This is a genomic window from Methylocystis sp. Uni0008 (assembly GCF_056838045.1).
Genome location: NZ_CM166370.1, coordinates 1,564,487 through 1,580,571, shown reverse-complemented (window position 1 = coordinate 1,580,571; position 16,085 = coordinate 1,564,487). Strand labels below are relative to the sequence as shown.

General features: G+C 63.4%; 14 protein-coding genes and 1 tRNA gene. 11 read left to right on the top strand and 4 right to left on the bottom strand.

Going from position 1 to position 16,085, the window contains the following annotated elements; all coding sequences use genetic code 11:
- Nucleotides 1-4 precede the first annotated feature (4 nt).
- The 6 genes from AC0X69_RS07735 to AC0X69_RS07710 all read left to right on the top strand — a co-directional run bounded on the left by AC0X69_RS07735 (nt 5) and on the right by AC0X69_RS07710 (nt 8,094).
- Nucleotides 5-3,133 (top strand): efflux RND transporter permease subunit, encoded by a 3,129-nt coding sequence (locus AC0X69_RS07735; protein ID WP_482612888.1) that lies wholly within the window; start codon nt 5-7, stop codon nt 3,131-3,133.
- Nucleotides 3,130-3,774 (top strand): TetR/AcrR family transcriptional regulator, encoded by a 645-nt coding sequence (locus AC0X69_RS07730; protein ID WP_482612887.1) that lies wholly within the window; start codon nt 3,130-3,132, stop codon nt 3,772-3,774. Before AC0X69_RS07735 ends, AC0X69_RS07730 begins: the two co-directional genes overlap by 4 nt.
- A 73-nt stretch (nt 3,775-3,847) precedes the next feature.
- Nucleotides 3,848-4,672, top strand: coding sequence for a carbon-nitrogen hydrolase family protein (locus AC0X69_RS07725; protein WP_482612886.1), 825 nt, complete (start codon nt 3,848-3,850; stop codon nt 4,670-4,672).
- 212 nt (nt 4,673-4,884) lie between these two features.
- Nucleotides 4,885-5,217 (top strand): integration host factor subunit alpha, encoded by a 333-nt coding sequence (locus tag AC0X69_RS07720; protein WP_482612885.1) that lies wholly within the window; start codon nt 4,885-4,887, stop codon nt 5,215-5,217.
- An 82-nt stretch (nt 5,218-5,299) separates the two neighbouring features.
- Nucleotides 5,300-7,399, top strand: coding sequence for an ABC transporter ATP-binding protein/permease (locus AC0X69_RS07715; protein ID WP_482612884.1), 2,100 nt, complete (start codon nt 5,300-5,302; stop codon nt 7,397-7,399).
- Nucleotides 7,396-8,094: an RlmE family RNA methyltransferase gene (locus tag AC0X69_RS07710; protein ID WP_482612883.1), complete on the top strand. Its 699-nt coding sequence runs from the start codon at nt 7,396-7,398 to the stop codon at nt 8,092-8,094. The genes AC0X69_RS07715 and AC0X69_RS07710 overlap by 4 nt, the downstream gene beginning before the upstream one ends.
- Nucleotides 8,095-8,103: 9 nt before the next feature.
- On the opposite strand, the gene AC0X69_RS07705 is transcribed toward AC0X69_RS07710, so the two are convergent.
- The 4 genes from AC0X69_RS07705 to map form a co-directional block, all read right to left on the bottom strand.
- Nucleotides 8,104-9,126, bottom strand: a complete 1,023-nt coding sequence (locus AC0X69_RS07705; protein WP_482612882.1) for an adenosine deaminase — start codon at nt 9,124-9,126, stop codon at nt 8,104-8,106.
- Between the two features lie 66 nt (nt 9,127-9,192).
- Nucleotides 9,193-10,581: a DHA2 family efflux MFS transporter permease subunit gene (locus AC0X69_RS07700; RefSeq protein WP_482612881.1), complete on the bottom strand. Its 1,389-nt coding sequence runs from the start codon at nt 10,579-10,581 to the stop codon at nt 9,193-9,195.
- 61 nt (nt 10,582-10,642) lie between these two features.
- On the bottom strand, nt 10,643-11,368 hold the full coding sequence (radC, locus tag AC0X69_RS07695; protein WP_482612880.1) for a RadC family protein: 726 nt from the start codon (nt 11,366-11,368) through the stop codon (nt 10,643-10,645).
- Nucleotides 11,365-12,201: a type I methionyl aminopeptidase gene (gene map / locus AC0X69_RS07690; RefSeq protein WP_482612879.1), complete on the bottom strand. Its 837-nt coding sequence runs from the start codon at nt 12,199-12,201 to the stop codon at nt 11,365-11,367. The genes radC and map overlap by 4 nt, the downstream gene beginning before the upstream one ends.
- A gap of 156 nt (nt 12,202-12,357) precedes the next feature.
- On the opposite strand from map, the gene AC0X69_RS07685 reads away from it, so the two are divergent.
- From AC0X69_RS07685 to AC0X69_RS07665, 5 genes are all read left to right on the top strand, one after another.
- Nucleotides 12,358-13,497, top strand: a complete 1,140-nt coding sequence (locus AC0X69_RS07685) for an OpgC family protein (RefSeq protein ID WP_482612878.1) — start codon at nt 12,358-12,360, stop codon at nt 13,495-13,497.
- 57 nt (nt 13,498-13,554) lie between these two features.
- Nucleotides 13,555-14,328 carry a competence/damage-inducible protein A gene (locus AC0X69_RS07680; RefSeq protein WP_482612877.1) on the top strand — a complete coding sequence of 258 codons (774 nt, stop codon included), beginning with the start codon at nt 13,555-13,557 and terminating at the stop codon, nt 14,326-14,328.
- A 24-nt stretch (nt 14,329-14,352) separates the two neighbouring features.
- Nucleotides 14,353-14,862, top strand: a complete 510-nt coding sequence (gene gpt, locus AC0X69_RS07675) for a xanthine phosphoribosyltransferase (RefSeq protein ID WP_482613323.1) — start codon at nt 14,353-14,355, stop codon at nt 14,860-14,862.
- Nucleotides 14,863-14,907: 45 nt separating this feature from the next.
- A tRNA-Leu gene (locus AC0X69_RS07670) sits at nt 14,908-14,996 on the top strand.
- Between the two features lie 81 nt (nt 14,997-15,077).
- Nucleotides 15,078-16,073, top strand: coding sequence for an AAA family ATPase (locus AC0X69_RS07665; protein ID WP_482612876.1), 996 nt, complete (start codon nt 15,078-15,080; stop codon nt 16,071-16,073).
- The last annotated feature ends 12 nt before the right edge of the window (nt 16,074-16,085 follow it).

The following is a 16,085-nucleotide window of genomic DNA, read 5'->3' as shown; positions in this document are numbered from 1 at the left end:
GGCGATGGCTGGCGTAAACCTCTCGCGTTGGGCCGTGCAGCGCCCGACCCTCATCCTCTTTCTGATGCTCGCGATCAGCGTGACCGGCGTCTATTCCTACATGCGGCTGGGCCGCGCGGAGGATCCGTCGTTCACGATCAAGGTCGCCATCGTCACCGCCTCCTGGCCTGGCGCGACGGCGACGGAGATGCGCGATCAAGTCGCCGATCTGATGGAGAAGAAGCTTCAGGAGCTTCCCTTCCTCGACAAGATGGAGACCTACACGAAGCCTGGCTTTCTGGCGATGCAGGTCACCTTCAAGGACACGACGCCGCCAAAGGACGTGCCGCAGCTTTTCTATCAGCTGCGCAAGAAGCTCGACGACATCGCGCCGACGCTTCCGGCCGGCGTGCGCGGCCCGCAGGTCAATGACGAATACGGCGACGTCGATACGGTGATGTATGCGGTGACCGGCGATGGCGCCGACTATCATGTCCTCGACAAGGTCGTTCAGGCGCTGCGCCAACGGCTGCTCTCGGTTCCGGACGTCGTCAAGGTCGACGTCTACGGCGATCAGGGACGGCGCATCTTCGTCGAATTCAGCGAGGCGAAGCTCGCGAGCCTGGCGATCCAGCCTCAGGCCGTCTTCGATTCGCTCGCCAAGCAGAACGCCATCGACGAGGCCGGGGTGTTCGAGACCTCGTCGAACCGCGTGCGGGTCCAGGTGACGAGCGATCTCAAAGGCGCCGACGCCATCGCCGCGATCCCTGTGGAGGCGAACGGCAAGGTGATCCGCCTCGGCGACATCGCCAACGTCTATTCCGGCTTCGAGGATCCGCCGAGTTTTCTCGCGCGCTTCAAGGGTAGGCCGGCGATTATCGTCGGCGTCGTGATGGCGAAGGGCGCCAACGTCCTTAAATTCGGCGAGAACGTCGGTGCGGCGGTCGAAGAGATGCGCGCCAAAACGCCGCTTGGAATCGACATCGATCAGTTTGCCGATCAGCCGAAGGTCGTCGAGGAGGCGATCGGCGAATTTACGCGGTCCTTTCTCGAAGCTTTGGTGATCGTGCTCGGGGTGAGCTTCCTGTCGCTCGGCTTTCGGACCGGCATCGTCGTCGCGCTCTCCGTGCCTTTGGTGCTGGCCATCGTTTTCATCTTCATGGGCCCGCTTGGCATCGATCTGCAGCGCATCTCGCTTGGCGCGCTGATCATCGCGCTCGGCCTTCTCGTCGATGACGCGATCATCGCCGTCGAGATGATGATGGTGAAGATGGAGCAGGGCTTCGATCGGATCAAAGCCGCGACCTTCGCCTGGGACTCGACCGCCTTTCCGATGCTGACCGGCACGCTCGTGACCGCCGCGGGTTTTCTGCCTGTCGGCTTCGCCAATTCCGGGGTCGGCGAATATACGGGATCGATGTTCTGGGTGCTGCTCGTCGCGCTGATCGCCTCATGGTTCGTCGCGGTGATGTTCACGCCCTATCTCGGCGTTAAGCTGCTTCCCGATTTCGCGAAGCTGCATCCGCACCACGATCCGGATGAAATCTATCAGACGCCGTTCTATCGGCGGCTGCGCGCCGTCGTCACCTGGGCGGTCGACTACCGCGGCGTTGTGATCGCCGGCGTTGTTGGCGTTTTCGCGCTCGCCGTCTTCGGCTTCTTCGTCGTGCAGAAGCAGTTTTTCCCCTACGCCGAGCGCCTGGAGCTCTTTTTCCAGTTGCGCCTGCCGGAAGGCTCGTCGATCGGCGCCTCGCTCGAGGCCGCGAAGCAGGCCGAGGCGCTGCTCAAGGACGATCCGGACGCGACGCTCTATACGAGCTATGTCGGGCAGGGTCCGCCACGATTTTGGCTCGGCCTCAACCCGCAGCTGCCGAATGAAGCCTATTCGGAGATCGTCATCGTCGCCAAGGACATCGAGGCGCGCGAACGCTTGAAGAAAAAGCTCGAGGCGGCGATCGCCAACGGCGCCTTGCCGCAGGCGCGCGCCCGCGTCGATCGCTTCTATTACGGCCCGCCCGTGGGCTTTCCCGTGCAGTTTCGCGTCGTCGGCTCCGATCCCGCCAAGGTGCGCGCCATCGCCTATCAGGTCCGCGACGTCATGCGCGGCGACGAAGGCGTCGATGATCCGCATCTGAACTGGAACGAGCAGACGCCGCGCGTGCGCCTCGTCATCGATCAGGATCGCGCGCGGCTCCTCGGGCTGACGCCGCAGGACGTGTCGAGCAGGCTTCGCCTGGCGATCTCCGGCGTGACGATCACGACGTTGCGCGACGGCGTCGATCAGGTCGAAGTGGTCGCGCGCGCGGTTCCGCAGGAGCGCGGCGATCTCTCCAGAATCGGCGACATGGTCATCTATTCGCGCGACGGGAAGGCGGTGACCGTCTCGCAGGTCGCGAAGATCGTCTACGACCACGAGGAGCCGATTTTCTGGCGGCGCAATCGCGACATGAGCATCACGGTGCGCTCCGGCGTCAAGGACGGCGTGCAGGCGCCGGACGCGACGATGCGCATCTGGCCGCGGCTCGCGCAGATTCGCGAAAGCCTGCCGCCGGGCTACCGCATCGAAATGGGCGGCGCGATCGAGGAATCTAAGAAAGGCAACGCCTCGATCTTCGCGGTGTTTCCGCTCGTCGGCCTCGTCATGCTGACGATCGTGATGTTCCAGCTGCAGAATTTCACGCGCGTCGCGCTCGTCATGGTGAGCGCGCCGCTCGGCGTCATCGGCGCATCGCTCGCGCTCAACGTCGCCCATGCGCCATTCGGCTTCGTCGCGCTGCTCGGACTAATTGCGCTCTCGGGCATGGATATGCGCAATTCGATCATCCTCGTTGACCAGGTGCGACAGGATCTCGAGCGCGGCGAGAACTATCGAGAAGCGATTATCGGCGCGACGATACGGCGCGTCCGGCCCGTCGCGCTCACCGCGCTCGCGGCCATCCTCGCCATGATTCCATTGTCGAGCTCCGCCTTCTGGGGACCGATGGCGCTGACGATCATGGGCGGGCTTTTTGTCGCCACTTTTCTCACGGTTCTGTTCCTGCCGGCGCTTTATGCGACCTGGTTCCGCCGTCACCTCAGCGAGGGGCTGGCCGAAACCGAGGGCGCGCGGATCGACGCGCTGGCTGACGGCTATGCGAGGGGGGCGGCCGAATGAGCGTGGTGGGAGAGAGCGCGCAGGGCGCGCGCGAGACCGAGCAGCGGGCAAGAATCATCGCCACGGCGGAGCGGCTCTTCCGTGAGATCGGCTTCCAGAAGACCACGGTGGCCGACATCGCGCGCGAACTGCGGATGTCGCCGGGCAACGTCTACCGCTTCTTCAGCGCCAAATCGGAGATCAACGCCGCCGTCGCGCAGCATCTCATGCATGAGGTCGAACAGGCGGCGCAGAGCATTGCGCAGGGGCATGGTTCGGCGGAGGAGCGGCTGCGGGCGCTCATCCTTTCGAACGAGGCGATGAACGAGGAGCGCTATGTCGCCGACCGCAAGCTGCATGATATGGTGGAAGCGGCGCTCGACGAGAACTGGCCGATCATTTCAGATCACATCGATCGCATCGACGCCGCGATCGAGGACGTCATCCGCTCGGGCATGGAGAGCGGCGAATTCGCCGACGGCGACGCGCAGCTTGCGGCGCGTCTCGTGCACGCCGCCTGTATTCGCTACTGCCACCCGCGGCTGATGGTCGAATGCGCGGACCGACCGACTCCGACGAGCGCGCAAATGGTCGAATTTTGCATTGCAGCGTTGCGCGGCGGTTTCCGCGATCTCGGCCCTTCGCCGGCTTTGCCGCGCTAGCGCGATTGGACCTAAATTGTTACTTAGGACGACTGCGAGTCGCAGGAGCAATCGCGAAAATATCGAGCGGACGATGAAGGTCACTCTGGTTCAAATGAATTCCGTTGGCGACAAGGCGCTGAATCTCGCCAATGCGCGCGCCTTGATCGAGCGCGCCGTGGTCCAGGAGCGTCCGGACTGGATTTGCCTGCCGGAGGTCTTCGACTTCATCGGCGGCTCGCGCGCCGAGAAGATGGCGGCGGCCGAGGAGCTTCCCGGCGGCCCGGCTTACGAGATGTGCAGCACGCTCGCGCGTGAGCATAAGGTCTTCATTCACGCCGGCTCCATTCTCGAAAAGACGCCAGGCGAAGAGCGGCTGCACAACACCAGCGTCGCCTTCAATCGGGAAGGCGAGGAGGTCGCGCGCTACCGCAAGATCCACATGTTCGACATCACCGCGCCGGACGGGGCCAAATATCACGAGAGCGCCGCGTTCAAGCCGGGCGACGCCGTCGTCACCTACGACTGCGAGGGCATCACCGTCGGTTGCGCCATCTGCTACGATCTGCGGTTTTCATATCTATTCCATGCGCTCGCCGATAAGGGCGCCGACATCGTCGCCTTGCCGGCCGCGTTCACGCTCGTCACCGGCAAGGATCACTGGGAAGTGCTGTGCCGCGCGCGTGCGATTGAGATGCAAGCCTATCTTTGCGCCCCTGCGCAGACCGGCGCGCATAAGGCGGGACACGAAACGCGCTTCACTTACGGCAATTCTCTGATCGCCGATCCCTGGGGACATGTCGTCGCGAAAGCGTCGGAAGGGCCGGGGCTCGTGTCCTCCTATGTCGACGTCGACCGCATTCGTAAGGTCCGGGCGATGATTCCGGTGGCGCAACACAAGGTGAAACTGGCGGTTTGACCCTGCCGTACCGGTTCAGTCGAAGCTCGTCGCCCCTCGTCGCCGCCTGGCGGGAGAGCGCGTGATCGCCCTTGCAAATCTGTCGTTTATGCGTACTATCAGCCTACTGGGCTCGGCGCCCGTTTATTGCCAAGTGACCATTGCCAAAAGCTTTGAGGGGGAGTTGTGTCCAGCCCAGTCCCGACAAAACAAGCATTGGGCGCTCTTTTCGCATGGTAAGGAGAACCGCTCCAGGCAGCACGCTGACTCGGGCGGCGCTGAGAGAAGCCGTCTATGGCTGCTGTCCTTCCCTTTCCCGCGCCGAAGCCCGGAAGATTTTGGACGCGACCTTCGACGAGATCAGCGAAGCTTTGCTGCGCGGCGAATCCGTAAAGTTGCGGTCCTTCGGGACCTTCAACGTGCGCGCCAAGCGTGAGCGCATCGGCCGCAATCCGAAGACCGGCGTCGAGGCGACGATAACGCCGCGCCGGGTGCTGACTTTCAAGGCGTCGCCTGTGCTCGTCGCCCATGTCAATGGCGATCCGGTCATTCCGGAAGAGGACTGATTCCTCTATCATGTGGCTAGACGGCCAGCGTCGGCGATGCGATCGCGGCGCGCCGAGCGGCTTCTCACATCCAAGGTGAAAGATGCAGAAATTGAGCGTGGCGGTCGCCGTGTTCGCGACCCTTACCGCGCTGGTCGGCGCCCATAAAGGCGACTCCAGCCTTTTCGTGCTCGCCGCCGCCGCGGGGCTATGCGCCTATACGACATGGCGCGCGGCCGACATGTCGAGTTTCCTGAAAATCTTCGCCGCGATTTTTTCGACGGAGACGATCGTCTTCGGGGTCATCGGCCTCATGCAGTCGGAAGGCCTGTGGCCTTCGTCGCTGAAGGACTATGCGCCGCCCGAAACCATGCCGCTCACCGTGGCCGTGTTCTCGATCATCGTCTACGCGATTTCGCACATACCCGTCGTTCGGGAGATGACGCGCATCGCCGATCTCTATTTCGATTCCCGTGAGCGCGGCGAAGGGCGCGTCTGGCCATTTCCGCCCTTCGCGGCGCGAGAACGCGCCATCGCCATGGCAATGGTCGTTGTGCTGGTGCTTCTCAACCAAGGACAGGTCGGCATCACCGTGCGCCTGTCCTTCTTCAATCGCGACTGGTTCAACGCCATTCAGGAGAAGAACGCCGCAGAGTTCTGGCGGCAGCTTTTCTTCGTCTTTACCCCTTGGGCCTTCGTTTACGTCACCTCCGTGATCATCGAATTCGTTCTGCAGTCGATGCTGATCATCCGTTGGCGCCGCTGGCTGACGGAGCATTACATCGAGCGCTGGCTCGGCGCCCATACGCATTACGGCATGGCGCTCGCCGGGGGCGGGGCCGACAACCCGGACCAGCGCATCGCCGAAGACGTCAATCGATTCATCAGCGGCGCGGAGGAGGGCTACGGCGTCTACTCCTACTCGATCCTGCTGATCGCCACCTTGAGTTCGCTCGTCTCCTTCGCCTATGTGCTGTGGGATCTGTCGGGCAATTATCCGCTGCCTGGAACAGATATTTATATTCCAGGCTTTCTCTTCTGGGTGGTGCTGCTTTACGCTGCGGTCGGAACGCTGGTGACGCATTTGATCGGCCGCTCGCTCACCGGGCTCTATTTCGACCGTCAGAGGCGTGAGGCCGATTTCCGCTTTTCACTGGCGCGCATGCGCGAATACAGCGAGCAGATCGCCCTGCTGCGCGGCGAGCCTGCCGAGCGCGGGTCGCTGATTCAGCGCTTCGCGGGGATTATCATGAACTATCTGGCGATCGTGCAGAAGCGCAAGCAGCTGATGGCGTTCACCTCCACATACGGGCAGCTCTCGCCGATCATTCCTTACGTCATCACGGCGCCGTTCTACTTCGCCGGGCGCATTCCGCTCGGCGTCATGACGCAGACGGCGAGCGCCTTCGGACGGGTGGAAAGCGCGCTGACCTTCTTCATCAATTACTATACGTCTCTCGCCAACTTTAAATCGGTGCTCGACCGCCTGACGTCCTTCGACTACGCGATCGATGCAGCGCGGGGGCAGATGTCCGCGGCGCAGATCGTCGCTTCGGCGGAGGGCGCCGATATCCGCTTGCGCGAGCTGACGCTTGCATTGCCCGACGGGCGGCGGATCGTGACGGTCGACGATCTGACGCTCGCCGCCGGCCAATCCGCGCTGCTCACCGGCCCCTCGGGTTCAGGCAAGTCGACGCTGTTTCGCGCGATCGCCGGCGTCTGGCCCTACGCCTCGGGCGAGGTGCTGACCCCGCGCGGCGCCAAGGTGATGCTCGCGCCGCAGCGCCCCTATATTCCGATGGGCGCGCTGGCCCAGGCGATCGTTTATCCCGGCCATGTCGACGACTACTCGCGCGCCGAAATGCAGGAGGCCCTGCGCGCGGCGCGACTGGCGCCCTTCGTCGAGCGTCTCGACGAGGAAAACAACTGGGGACAACGTCTCTCTGGAGGCGAGCAGCAGCGGGTCGCCATCGCCCGCGCGCTTCTCGCCAAGCCGGACTGGCTTTTCCTCGACGAAGCGACGTCGGCGCTCGACGAGCAGCTCGAAGAAGACATCTACGCCATGCTGCGCGAGCGGCTGCCGCGCACGACGATCGTCTCGATCGGACACCGCTCGACCTTGCACGCCTTCCACGACCGACACATCGTCATGGAGCCGGCGCAGGGCGGCGTCTTCAGCCCGCGCGACAAGGTGCACGCGTGACGAAAGAGTCAGGGCGCGAGGGCGGCCGATCGCTAAAGACGCGGGTCAAGACCGCGCGCAAGCGATCGCTCTCCTCGACTCTGTGGCTTGAACGCCAGCTCAACGATCCTTATGTGGCCCGCGCCAAGCGCGAGGGCTATCGCTCGCGTGCGGCCTATAAGCTCCTCGAGATGGACGATCGCTACCATCTCTTGAAGTCCGGCGGCCGCATCGTCGATCTTGGCGCCGCGCCCGGCGGCTGGTCGCAGGTCGCCGCCGAGCGCGTCAAGGCGAAGGAAGGCAAGGGCAAGGTCGTCGCCGTCGATCTTCTCGACATGGAGCCGATCGCGGGCGTTGAATTCGCGGTGAAGGACTTCAACGATCCTGACGCGCCCGAGTTCATCAAGAACATGCTCGGCGGCGACGCCGACAGCGTGATGTCGGACATGGCGGCGAACGCCACCGGCCATAAGGCGACGGATCATCTGCGCATCGTCGCGCTCGCCGAACTTGCCGCCGACTTCGCCTGCGACGTGCTGGCGGAAGGCGGCTTCTTCGTCGCGAAGGTCCTGCAGGGCGGCACCGAAGGCCAGCTGCTGGCGCGCCTCAAGCGCGACTTTTCAACGGTGCGCCATGTGAAGCCGGCCGCGAGCCGCGCGGATTCCGCCGAACTCTATGTGCTGGCGACCGGCTTTCGCGCGCGCCGCGCGGAATAGGCGATGCGCCTACAGGCCGTGCGCCCGCGCGTAGGCGTCGACTTCTGCGATCCTCGCCTTCTTTTCCGCGTCAGCGAGAAATGACGCGGCGAAGCTGTTTCTGGCGAACTCGAGCAGCTCGGCCGCGCCTATGTCGAACGCCTGCTGAACGGCGCGGTAATTGTCGCTTACATAGCCGCCGAAATAGGCCGGATCGTCCGAATTGACGGTCACGACGACGCCCGCCTCGAACAGCCGCTGGATCGGATGCGCGCGCATGTCGGGATAGACGCACAGGCGTATGTTCGACAGCGGGCAGACGGTCAGCGGGACCCGCTCACGCGCGAGTCGCTGGACGAGCGCCGCATCATCGATCGCGCGCACGCCGTGATCGATGCGCTCGACCTGGAGGCGATCCAGAGCTTCCGAGACATAAGCCGCGGGCCCTTCTTCGCCGGCATGCGCCGCGGCGCGCAGGCCGAGAGAACGCGCGCGCTCGTAAACTTCGACGAATTTGCTCGGCGGATTTCCGGCTTCGGCGGAATCCAGTCCGATCCCGGCGATACGATCCAGCCAGGGATGCGCGGTCTCGAGAGTGGCCATGGCGTCAGCCGCATCGAGATCGCGCAGGAAGCACATGATCAGCCGCGACGTCGGCCCGCCCTCGCGCGCGGCGTCCCTCAGAGCCGCGCTCAGTCCCTCGATGACGGCTTCAAAACGGACGCCCCGGCGCATATGGGCCTGCGGATCGAAAAAGATCTCGGCGTGGCGAACGTTCTCCTCGCGGGCGCGGTCGAGATAGGCGCGCGCGAGATCGTAGAAGTCCCGCTCGGTCAGCAGCGCCTGCGTCGCCTGATAATAAAGAGCGAGAAAGTCCTCAAGACTTCGGAAATCGTACAGCCGCCGCATGGCTTCGACCGAAGCGTACGGCAGCTTGACGCCATTTCGCTCGGCGAGCGCGAAGGCCAACTCGGGTTCGAGCGTCCCCTCGATATGAAGATGCAGCTCCGCTTTCGGGAGCCCGGCGATGAAGTCTTGGGGAGCGCTCGACATGTCTTCCTATCTGGGGCTGGCGGTCGCCTCGTCATCTGAACTGGCGTGCCGGCATCGATCGCCGAACTACGCGGTTTGATCGCGTCCGGTCAGGCTGTCGCCTGCATTGGACGCGAGCGGCAGGAAGCTCGTCACCGACAGCGTCGAGATTAACGCCACGACGATGAACGCCGGCGTGAAATCCCCCGCCTCGAGCGCGCCGCCGCCGCGAAACGCGCGCGCGGCCTCCAGCGCCGCGGCGCCGATGGCGACGCCTGTCGAAAGCGACAATTGCTGCGCCACCGAGGCGAAGCTCGTGGCGCGGCTCATGGCGTCCTGATCGACGTCGGCGTAGGCGATGGCGTTGAGCGCGGTGAACTCCAGCGAGCGGAAGAAGCCGCCGACGAGCAGTGCGCCCATGATGAGCAAATGCGGCGTCGTCGCCGAGAAGGTCGCGTTCAAGGAGAGAAAGCCGGCAGAGATGAGCGCGTTCACGATCAGCACGCGCCGGAAGCTGAACATCCGCAGAATCGGCTGCGCGGTCGTTTTCATCGCTATGGCGCCGACCGCCGAGACGAAGGTCAGAAGTCCCGCCTCATAGGCGGAGAGCCCGAAGCCGGCCTGCAGCAAAAGCGGCAGCAGGAAGGGGGTCGCGCCGAGGCCGATGCGGAAGAGAAAGCCGCCGAAGACGGCGGCGCGAAACGTCGGAATATGCAGGAGATCGAGATCGACGATCGGGTAGGGCGCGCGTTTCGCGTGCCGCACATAAGCGAAAAGCGCCGCGGCGCCGAGCGCGACGATCAGCGCGACGACCGGCGCCGGCGCGAATCCGCGCCCCGCGATCGTGAAGCCGAAGACCAGGCAGGACAGGCCGACGCCGGAGAGGATGGCGCCGGCGATGTCGAGCGGCGGCGTCCACTCTTCGCGCAGATCCGGAATAAAGCGCGTCACGAGCATGACGCCGACCACGCCGATCGGCACATTGATCCAGAAGATGTAGCGCCAGTGAAAATAGGTCGCGATAAAGCCGCCGAGCGGCGGGCCGATCATCGGGCCGATCAGCGCCGGGATGGTGAGATAGGCCATCGCGCGCACGAGTTCGTGGCGCGCCGCGGTGCGTAGCAGAACAAGCCTGCCCACCGGCGTCATCATGGCGCCGCCGAGCCCCTGCACGATGCGAAAGACGACGATCGCGCCAAGCGAATTGGACAGGCCACAGAGAATCGAGCCGAAGGTGAAGACGACGATCGCGGCGCGAAACACGCGCCGCGCGCCGAAGCGATCCGCCGCCCATCCGGAGAGCGGGATGAACACCGCGAGCGAGAGAAGGTAGGACGTCAGCGCCAGTTTCAGCGCCACGGGATCTTCATGGAGATCGGCGGCCATCGCCGGCAGCGCCGTGGCGAGCACGGTGCCGTCGAGCTGCTCCATGAAGAGCGCGGTGGCGATGATGAGCGGCGTGACGAAATAGGACAATGCGCTCAACTCACTCTGGAGCGCGTCGCCTTAATTCCGACGATCGTGGAGGAGTTTAGCGTCAAATGAGCTTCAGCCCTCGGAAGCTCGAATGGCCGTGACGGCCGACGACGAGGTGGTCGTGGACCGTAATGCCGAAAGGCTGCGCGATCGCGGCGATATCCTTGGTCATGCGTATGTCTGCGGCTGATGGCGTGGGATCTCCGGACGGATGATTATGCGCCAGTATCAGCGCGCTCGAGCCGAGCTCCAGCGCGCGTCTGACGATTTCGCGCGGATATACGGGCGTGTGATCGATGGTGCCGATCCCCTGGACCTCGTCGGCGATCAGCGCATTGCGTTTGTCGAGGAACAGGATGCGAAATTCCTCGCGCTCGGCGAAGGCCATCGCCGTTCGGCAATAGTCGAGCACCTCCATGAAGGACGAGAGCACGGGGCGCTTCTGCAGGGCGCCGCGCGCCAGCCGTTTTGCCGCAGCCTCGACGAGCTTGATTTCGACGATAGCCGCTTCGCTGAGGCCATCGACTTCGCGAAGCCTCTCGGGCCGCGCCGCGACTGTCTCCGCGAAAGAGCCGAACCTTGTGATCAGCGCCTTGGCGAGCGGCTTCACGTCGCGTCGCGCGATCGCGCGAAACAACAGCAGCTCCAGCATCTCGTAATCGGCGAGCGCAGCTTCGCCGGCGTCCATGAAGCGTTCGCGCAGACGCTGCCGGTGTCCGTGAAAGTGTGGCGCAGAATCGCGCAGGCCGGAGCCGTCGCTTGTTGCGGCGTCAGCCGCCTTCTTCATGCGTCGGCGCGCGCGGCTGAGGGATTGTCGAGCCCCGCCGGCGATTTGGTGAAGACTTCGACGCCCGTTTCGGTGACGCCGACCGAATGTTCAAACTGCGCGGAAAGCGAGCGGTCGCGCGTCACGGCGGTCCAGCCATCCGATAGGATCTTCACCTGCGAACGACCGAGATTGATCATCGGCTCGATCGTGAAGAACATGCCCGGTCGCAATTCGACGCCCTGGCCCTTGACGCCATAGTGCAGAATATTCGGCTCGTCGTGAAACACGCGCCCCAGTCCGTGGCCGCAGAAATCGCGCACCACCGAACAGCGCTCGCTTTCGGCATATTGCTGAATCGCCGCGCCGATGTCGCCCGTCGTCGCTCCCGGCTTGACGGCGGCGACGCCGCGCTCCAGCGCCTCATATGTCACGTCGATCAGGCGCTGCGCGCGCCGCGGGATCTCGCCCACGGCGAACATGCGGCTGGCGTCGCCGTGCCAGCCGTCGACGATGAACGTCACATCGATATTGACGATGTCGCCTTCGCGCAGCGGCTTGTTGTCAGGCACGCCATGGCAGACGACATGGTTGATCGAGGTGCAGATTGATTTTCGGTAGCCGCGATAGTCGAGCGGCGCAGGATAGGCGCCGTGCGACATGGCGAAGTCGAAAACGAGATCGTCAAGCGCCTGCGTCGTCACGCCCGGTTTGACGTGTTCGACGAGCATGTCCAGCGCTTCCGCCGTCAGCCGGCCCGCAACGCGCATGCCCTCGAAATCTTCGGGGCCATGCAGCTTGATCTGCCCGCTTTTGCGCGCGGCGGGCGCGAGATGGGATTCGATAAAGGTCATTTAACGCGGCGGCCCGGTTTCCATCGAGGGATTCACTCGACAAGGTAATGGTTTGAAGCGGCAACGCAAGGCTGCGGCGGACTGTCGCCCGGGATTCTCTGGATAAGCGCGCAGCGCGATCTTGGCGGAATTGCCGGTCATGCTTATCAAGGAGGCATGCGGCTTGCTTTCCCGCCACCGGCGCATGGGCAAGGGGGATCGAAGGGCGTGCAGGGCAAACGAATCGAGGGAATCGATTTCTGGCGCGGCGCGGCCCTCGCCATCATCCTCATAAACCACATTCCCGGCAATGTGCTCGGCGCGATCACGCCGCGCAATTTCGGCTTCTCGGATGCGGCCGAAGGCTTTGTTTTTCTTTCCGGCGTCTCGATCGCCTTGGCCTATGGCGAGAAATTCAGGCGCAATATCATCGATGCGACCGCTTCTATCAGCGCGCGCGCGCTCCGCCTTTACGGCGCTCATATCGCGCTGACCGCAGCGGCGTTGGCGCTCTATGGCGTCGCAACCTATTTTACGCCTTGGGATTTTCTCAGCGGCGAGAACAGCCGCGCGGCGCCTTTCGCCGATCCGACTCGGGGCGTCGCAGGCATTCTCGCGCTTAGTCATCAAGTCTCTTATTTCAACATCTTGCCGCTTTATATCGTGCTGATCGCGCTTGCGCCGGCGCTTTTCGCATTCGCCTCTCGCTCCGGCTTGCGCATGCTCGCGGCCTCGGCTGCGCTTTACGCGGGCGCGCGCCTGCTCGGGTTCAATGTCCCCACATGGCCGGAGCCCGGCTACTGGTATTTCAATCCGTTCGCCTGGCAGTTCATGTTCGCCCTGGGGATCTACTGTGGCGGCGCGATCAGAACCCGCGGCGTGCCCTTTCACGCCGTCGCCTACCAATTCGCTTTGGCCTTCACCATCCTTTCGACGCTGATCGTCTCGAACGCGTTCGGCCTCGCGCGCGGACTTGTCGAAGAAGCAGGCCGCTACCTGGACTGGGACAAGACCGATCTCGGCGTCATCCGCATCATCGATTTCGTCGCGCTCGCCTATGTGCTCTACTTCTCGAAGATCACCGCCCTCCTGAGCCAGACGCGGATTTTCCCCTTCTTTTCGCTGCTCGGGCGCAACGGGCTTTCGACCTATTCTTGCGTGAGCCTGTTGAGCGCGATCGGACAGATTCTGCAGGAAGCAAGTCTTGCTTCGCCCGCCCTCGACGTCGTCTTCGTTGCGGCATGCCTTGGTCTGCTGCACCGCTTCGCCGCCGCCGTCGAGCAATTCTCCCTGTCCGCGCCAGTCCCGGCGGAATAGACGCCGGGGCTGGCGTTCACGGCCGCCATGGTCATAATTGGCGCGAGGGAGGCCGGCATGGCGCAGGAAACGGCGCGAGAAGCGGCGGGAGACAGGCCGGCGAGCGCGGCGGTACTCGTGATCGGCGACGAGATACTGTCCGGCCGCACGCAGGACGTGAACACACGCTACATCGCCAATTATCTCGCGCAGATCGGCGTCGATCTTCGAGAGGCGCGAACCGTGCCGGACGATCTGGAGGCGATCGTCGAGGCGCTCAACGCGCTGCGCGCCCGCTACACCTATGTCTTCACAACTGGCGGCATCGGGCCGACGCATGACGACATCACCGCGGATGCGGTCGCCTGCGCCTTTGGCGTCGACATCGGCGAGGACCCGCGCGCGATCGCGCTCCTCAGGGAGCGCTTTTCCGAGGCTGAACTCAATCCGGCGCGCCGGCGAATGGCGCGCATCCCCGCGGGGGCGGATCTGGTCTTCAACGCCATATCCAAGGCGCCGGGATTCTGGATCGGCAACGTCATCGTAATGGCCGGCGTGCCGATGATCATGCAGAACATGATGGACGTCATCGGACCGCGGCTCGCGGCCGGACCGCCGGTGCTTGTCGAGACGGTAGAGGCCAACGGCGTTCCCGAAGGATCATATGCGGCAGGTCTGGAAGAGATTGCGCGGGGCCACGAAGGCGTGAGCGTCGGCTCCTATCCCTCCTTTACCAGCGGCGGGATCAGGAATCAGATTGTGCTGCGCAGCCGGGACGCGACGCTGCTGGCGCGCGCCGCGCAGGCTGCCCGGGCGCTGATCGCGTCGCTATCTAAGGAACTCGCGCGCTGACATGACGGCGGAGGCGTGAAGCAGATGTACGGACCCGACAAGGTCTTCCCGGTCTCCTGGGACATTTTTCACCGCGACGCGCGGGCGCTTGCCTGGCGTCTTGCGTCGATCGGCGGGTTTTCGGCGATCGTCGCGGTGACCCGGGGGGGCCTTGTGCCCGCCGCGATCGTGGCGCGAGAACTCGGCATCAGGGTGATCGAAACCGTCTGCGTCGCGAGCTATCACGAGGAGACGGAGCGTGACGAAATTCAGGTGCTCAAGCCGCTGACGGAGACGATTCTGGCGCGGCCCAGCGCCGAGGTGCTCATCATCGACGATCTCGTCGACACCGGCGCCACGGCGAAGGCGGTTCGAGACATGCTGGCGAACGCCCATTTCGCGACGGTCTACGCCAAGCCTCAGGGCCTGCCCATGGTGGACACCTTCGTCACCGAAGTCTCGCAGGACACCTGGATCTTCTTTCCCTGGGACACGGGGCTGTCGTTCCAGGCGCCGATCGGCAAGCCCGACGCCAAGCCGCGCCGCCGGGCATAAACCGCTTGGCGTTCGCTTGCCGCGCCGCCTATATACGGTCGGCTGGCGGGCGTGGCGAAACTGGTAGACGCAACGGACTTAAAATCCGTAGGGCCGCAAGGCCTGTGCCGGTTCGATTCCGGCCGCCCGCACCAGAGTGCCTAAAACCTTGGCGTTCCTTTAATCTCTTACACCGCATATGATTCTGCTTTAGGGTTGCAATTAGGATTTTAATCATGGCCAGCGCCGATCAAGTTAAAGCGCTCATTGCATCCCTGACCGAGGGAGATGAAGCACAGTGCTATGCGATTGCTATGCAGATCGCGGCCCATGAAGCACGCCTTGGGCATGGAAAAGTCGCCGACGAAATCCGCCTTATGATCGATCGCGCAAAAGCGCGACCTCATTTGCCGGCCAAGGCGCCGATCCCGCTTGCGCGTCCACGAGGCGAAGTCGCGGAGCTGCTAAGCGTTTCTTATCCGAGCGTCCGTTTGAAGCAAATGGTTCTTGGCGCTCAAACGCGAAGCAAACTGGAACGCGTCATTAGGGAGCATCGGGCGGTTCAGGTCATACGTAACAAGGGGCTCTCGCCACGCCGTAAGCTTCTGCTCATCGGCAATCCGGGTACCGGCAAGACGATGACCGCGTCTGCCCTGGCTGGAGAACTTGGCCTGCCGCTGTTTGTTGTGCGGCTGGACGGCCTCATCACAAAATTCATGGGTGAAACCGCAGCAAAGTTGAGGCTGATTTTCGAGGCGCTCAATCAAACGCGCGGTGTCTACCTGTTTGACGAGTTTGACAGCATAGGGTCGTCGCGCGGCCTCACGAATGATGTTGGCGAGATACGTCGTGTGTTGAACAGTTTCTTGCAGATGGTCGAACAAGATAATTCCGACAGCTTGGTGATTGCGGCGACCAATCATGTCGGAATGCTGGATAGAGCGTTATTCCGTCGTTTCGACGACGTGATCGAATACACCTTGCCTGATGCGGAAAGGATCGTGGAAACGCTGCGTTCTAAACTCAGCGGATTTCCGACCAAGAGGATACAATGGGCAAAAGCTGCGGCCCTCGCAGAGGGGCTGAATTTTGCGGACGTTACGCGGGCCTGCGAGGACGCGATTAAGGATGCGCTCGTTCATGAGCGGGATTTCGTAGCGCAGGCGGACCTCGCGCGCGCAATTGAAGATCGAAAGTTTGCTGTAACGCATAAGCAGGTTTTTAGCGAATAGCGCATATTGACA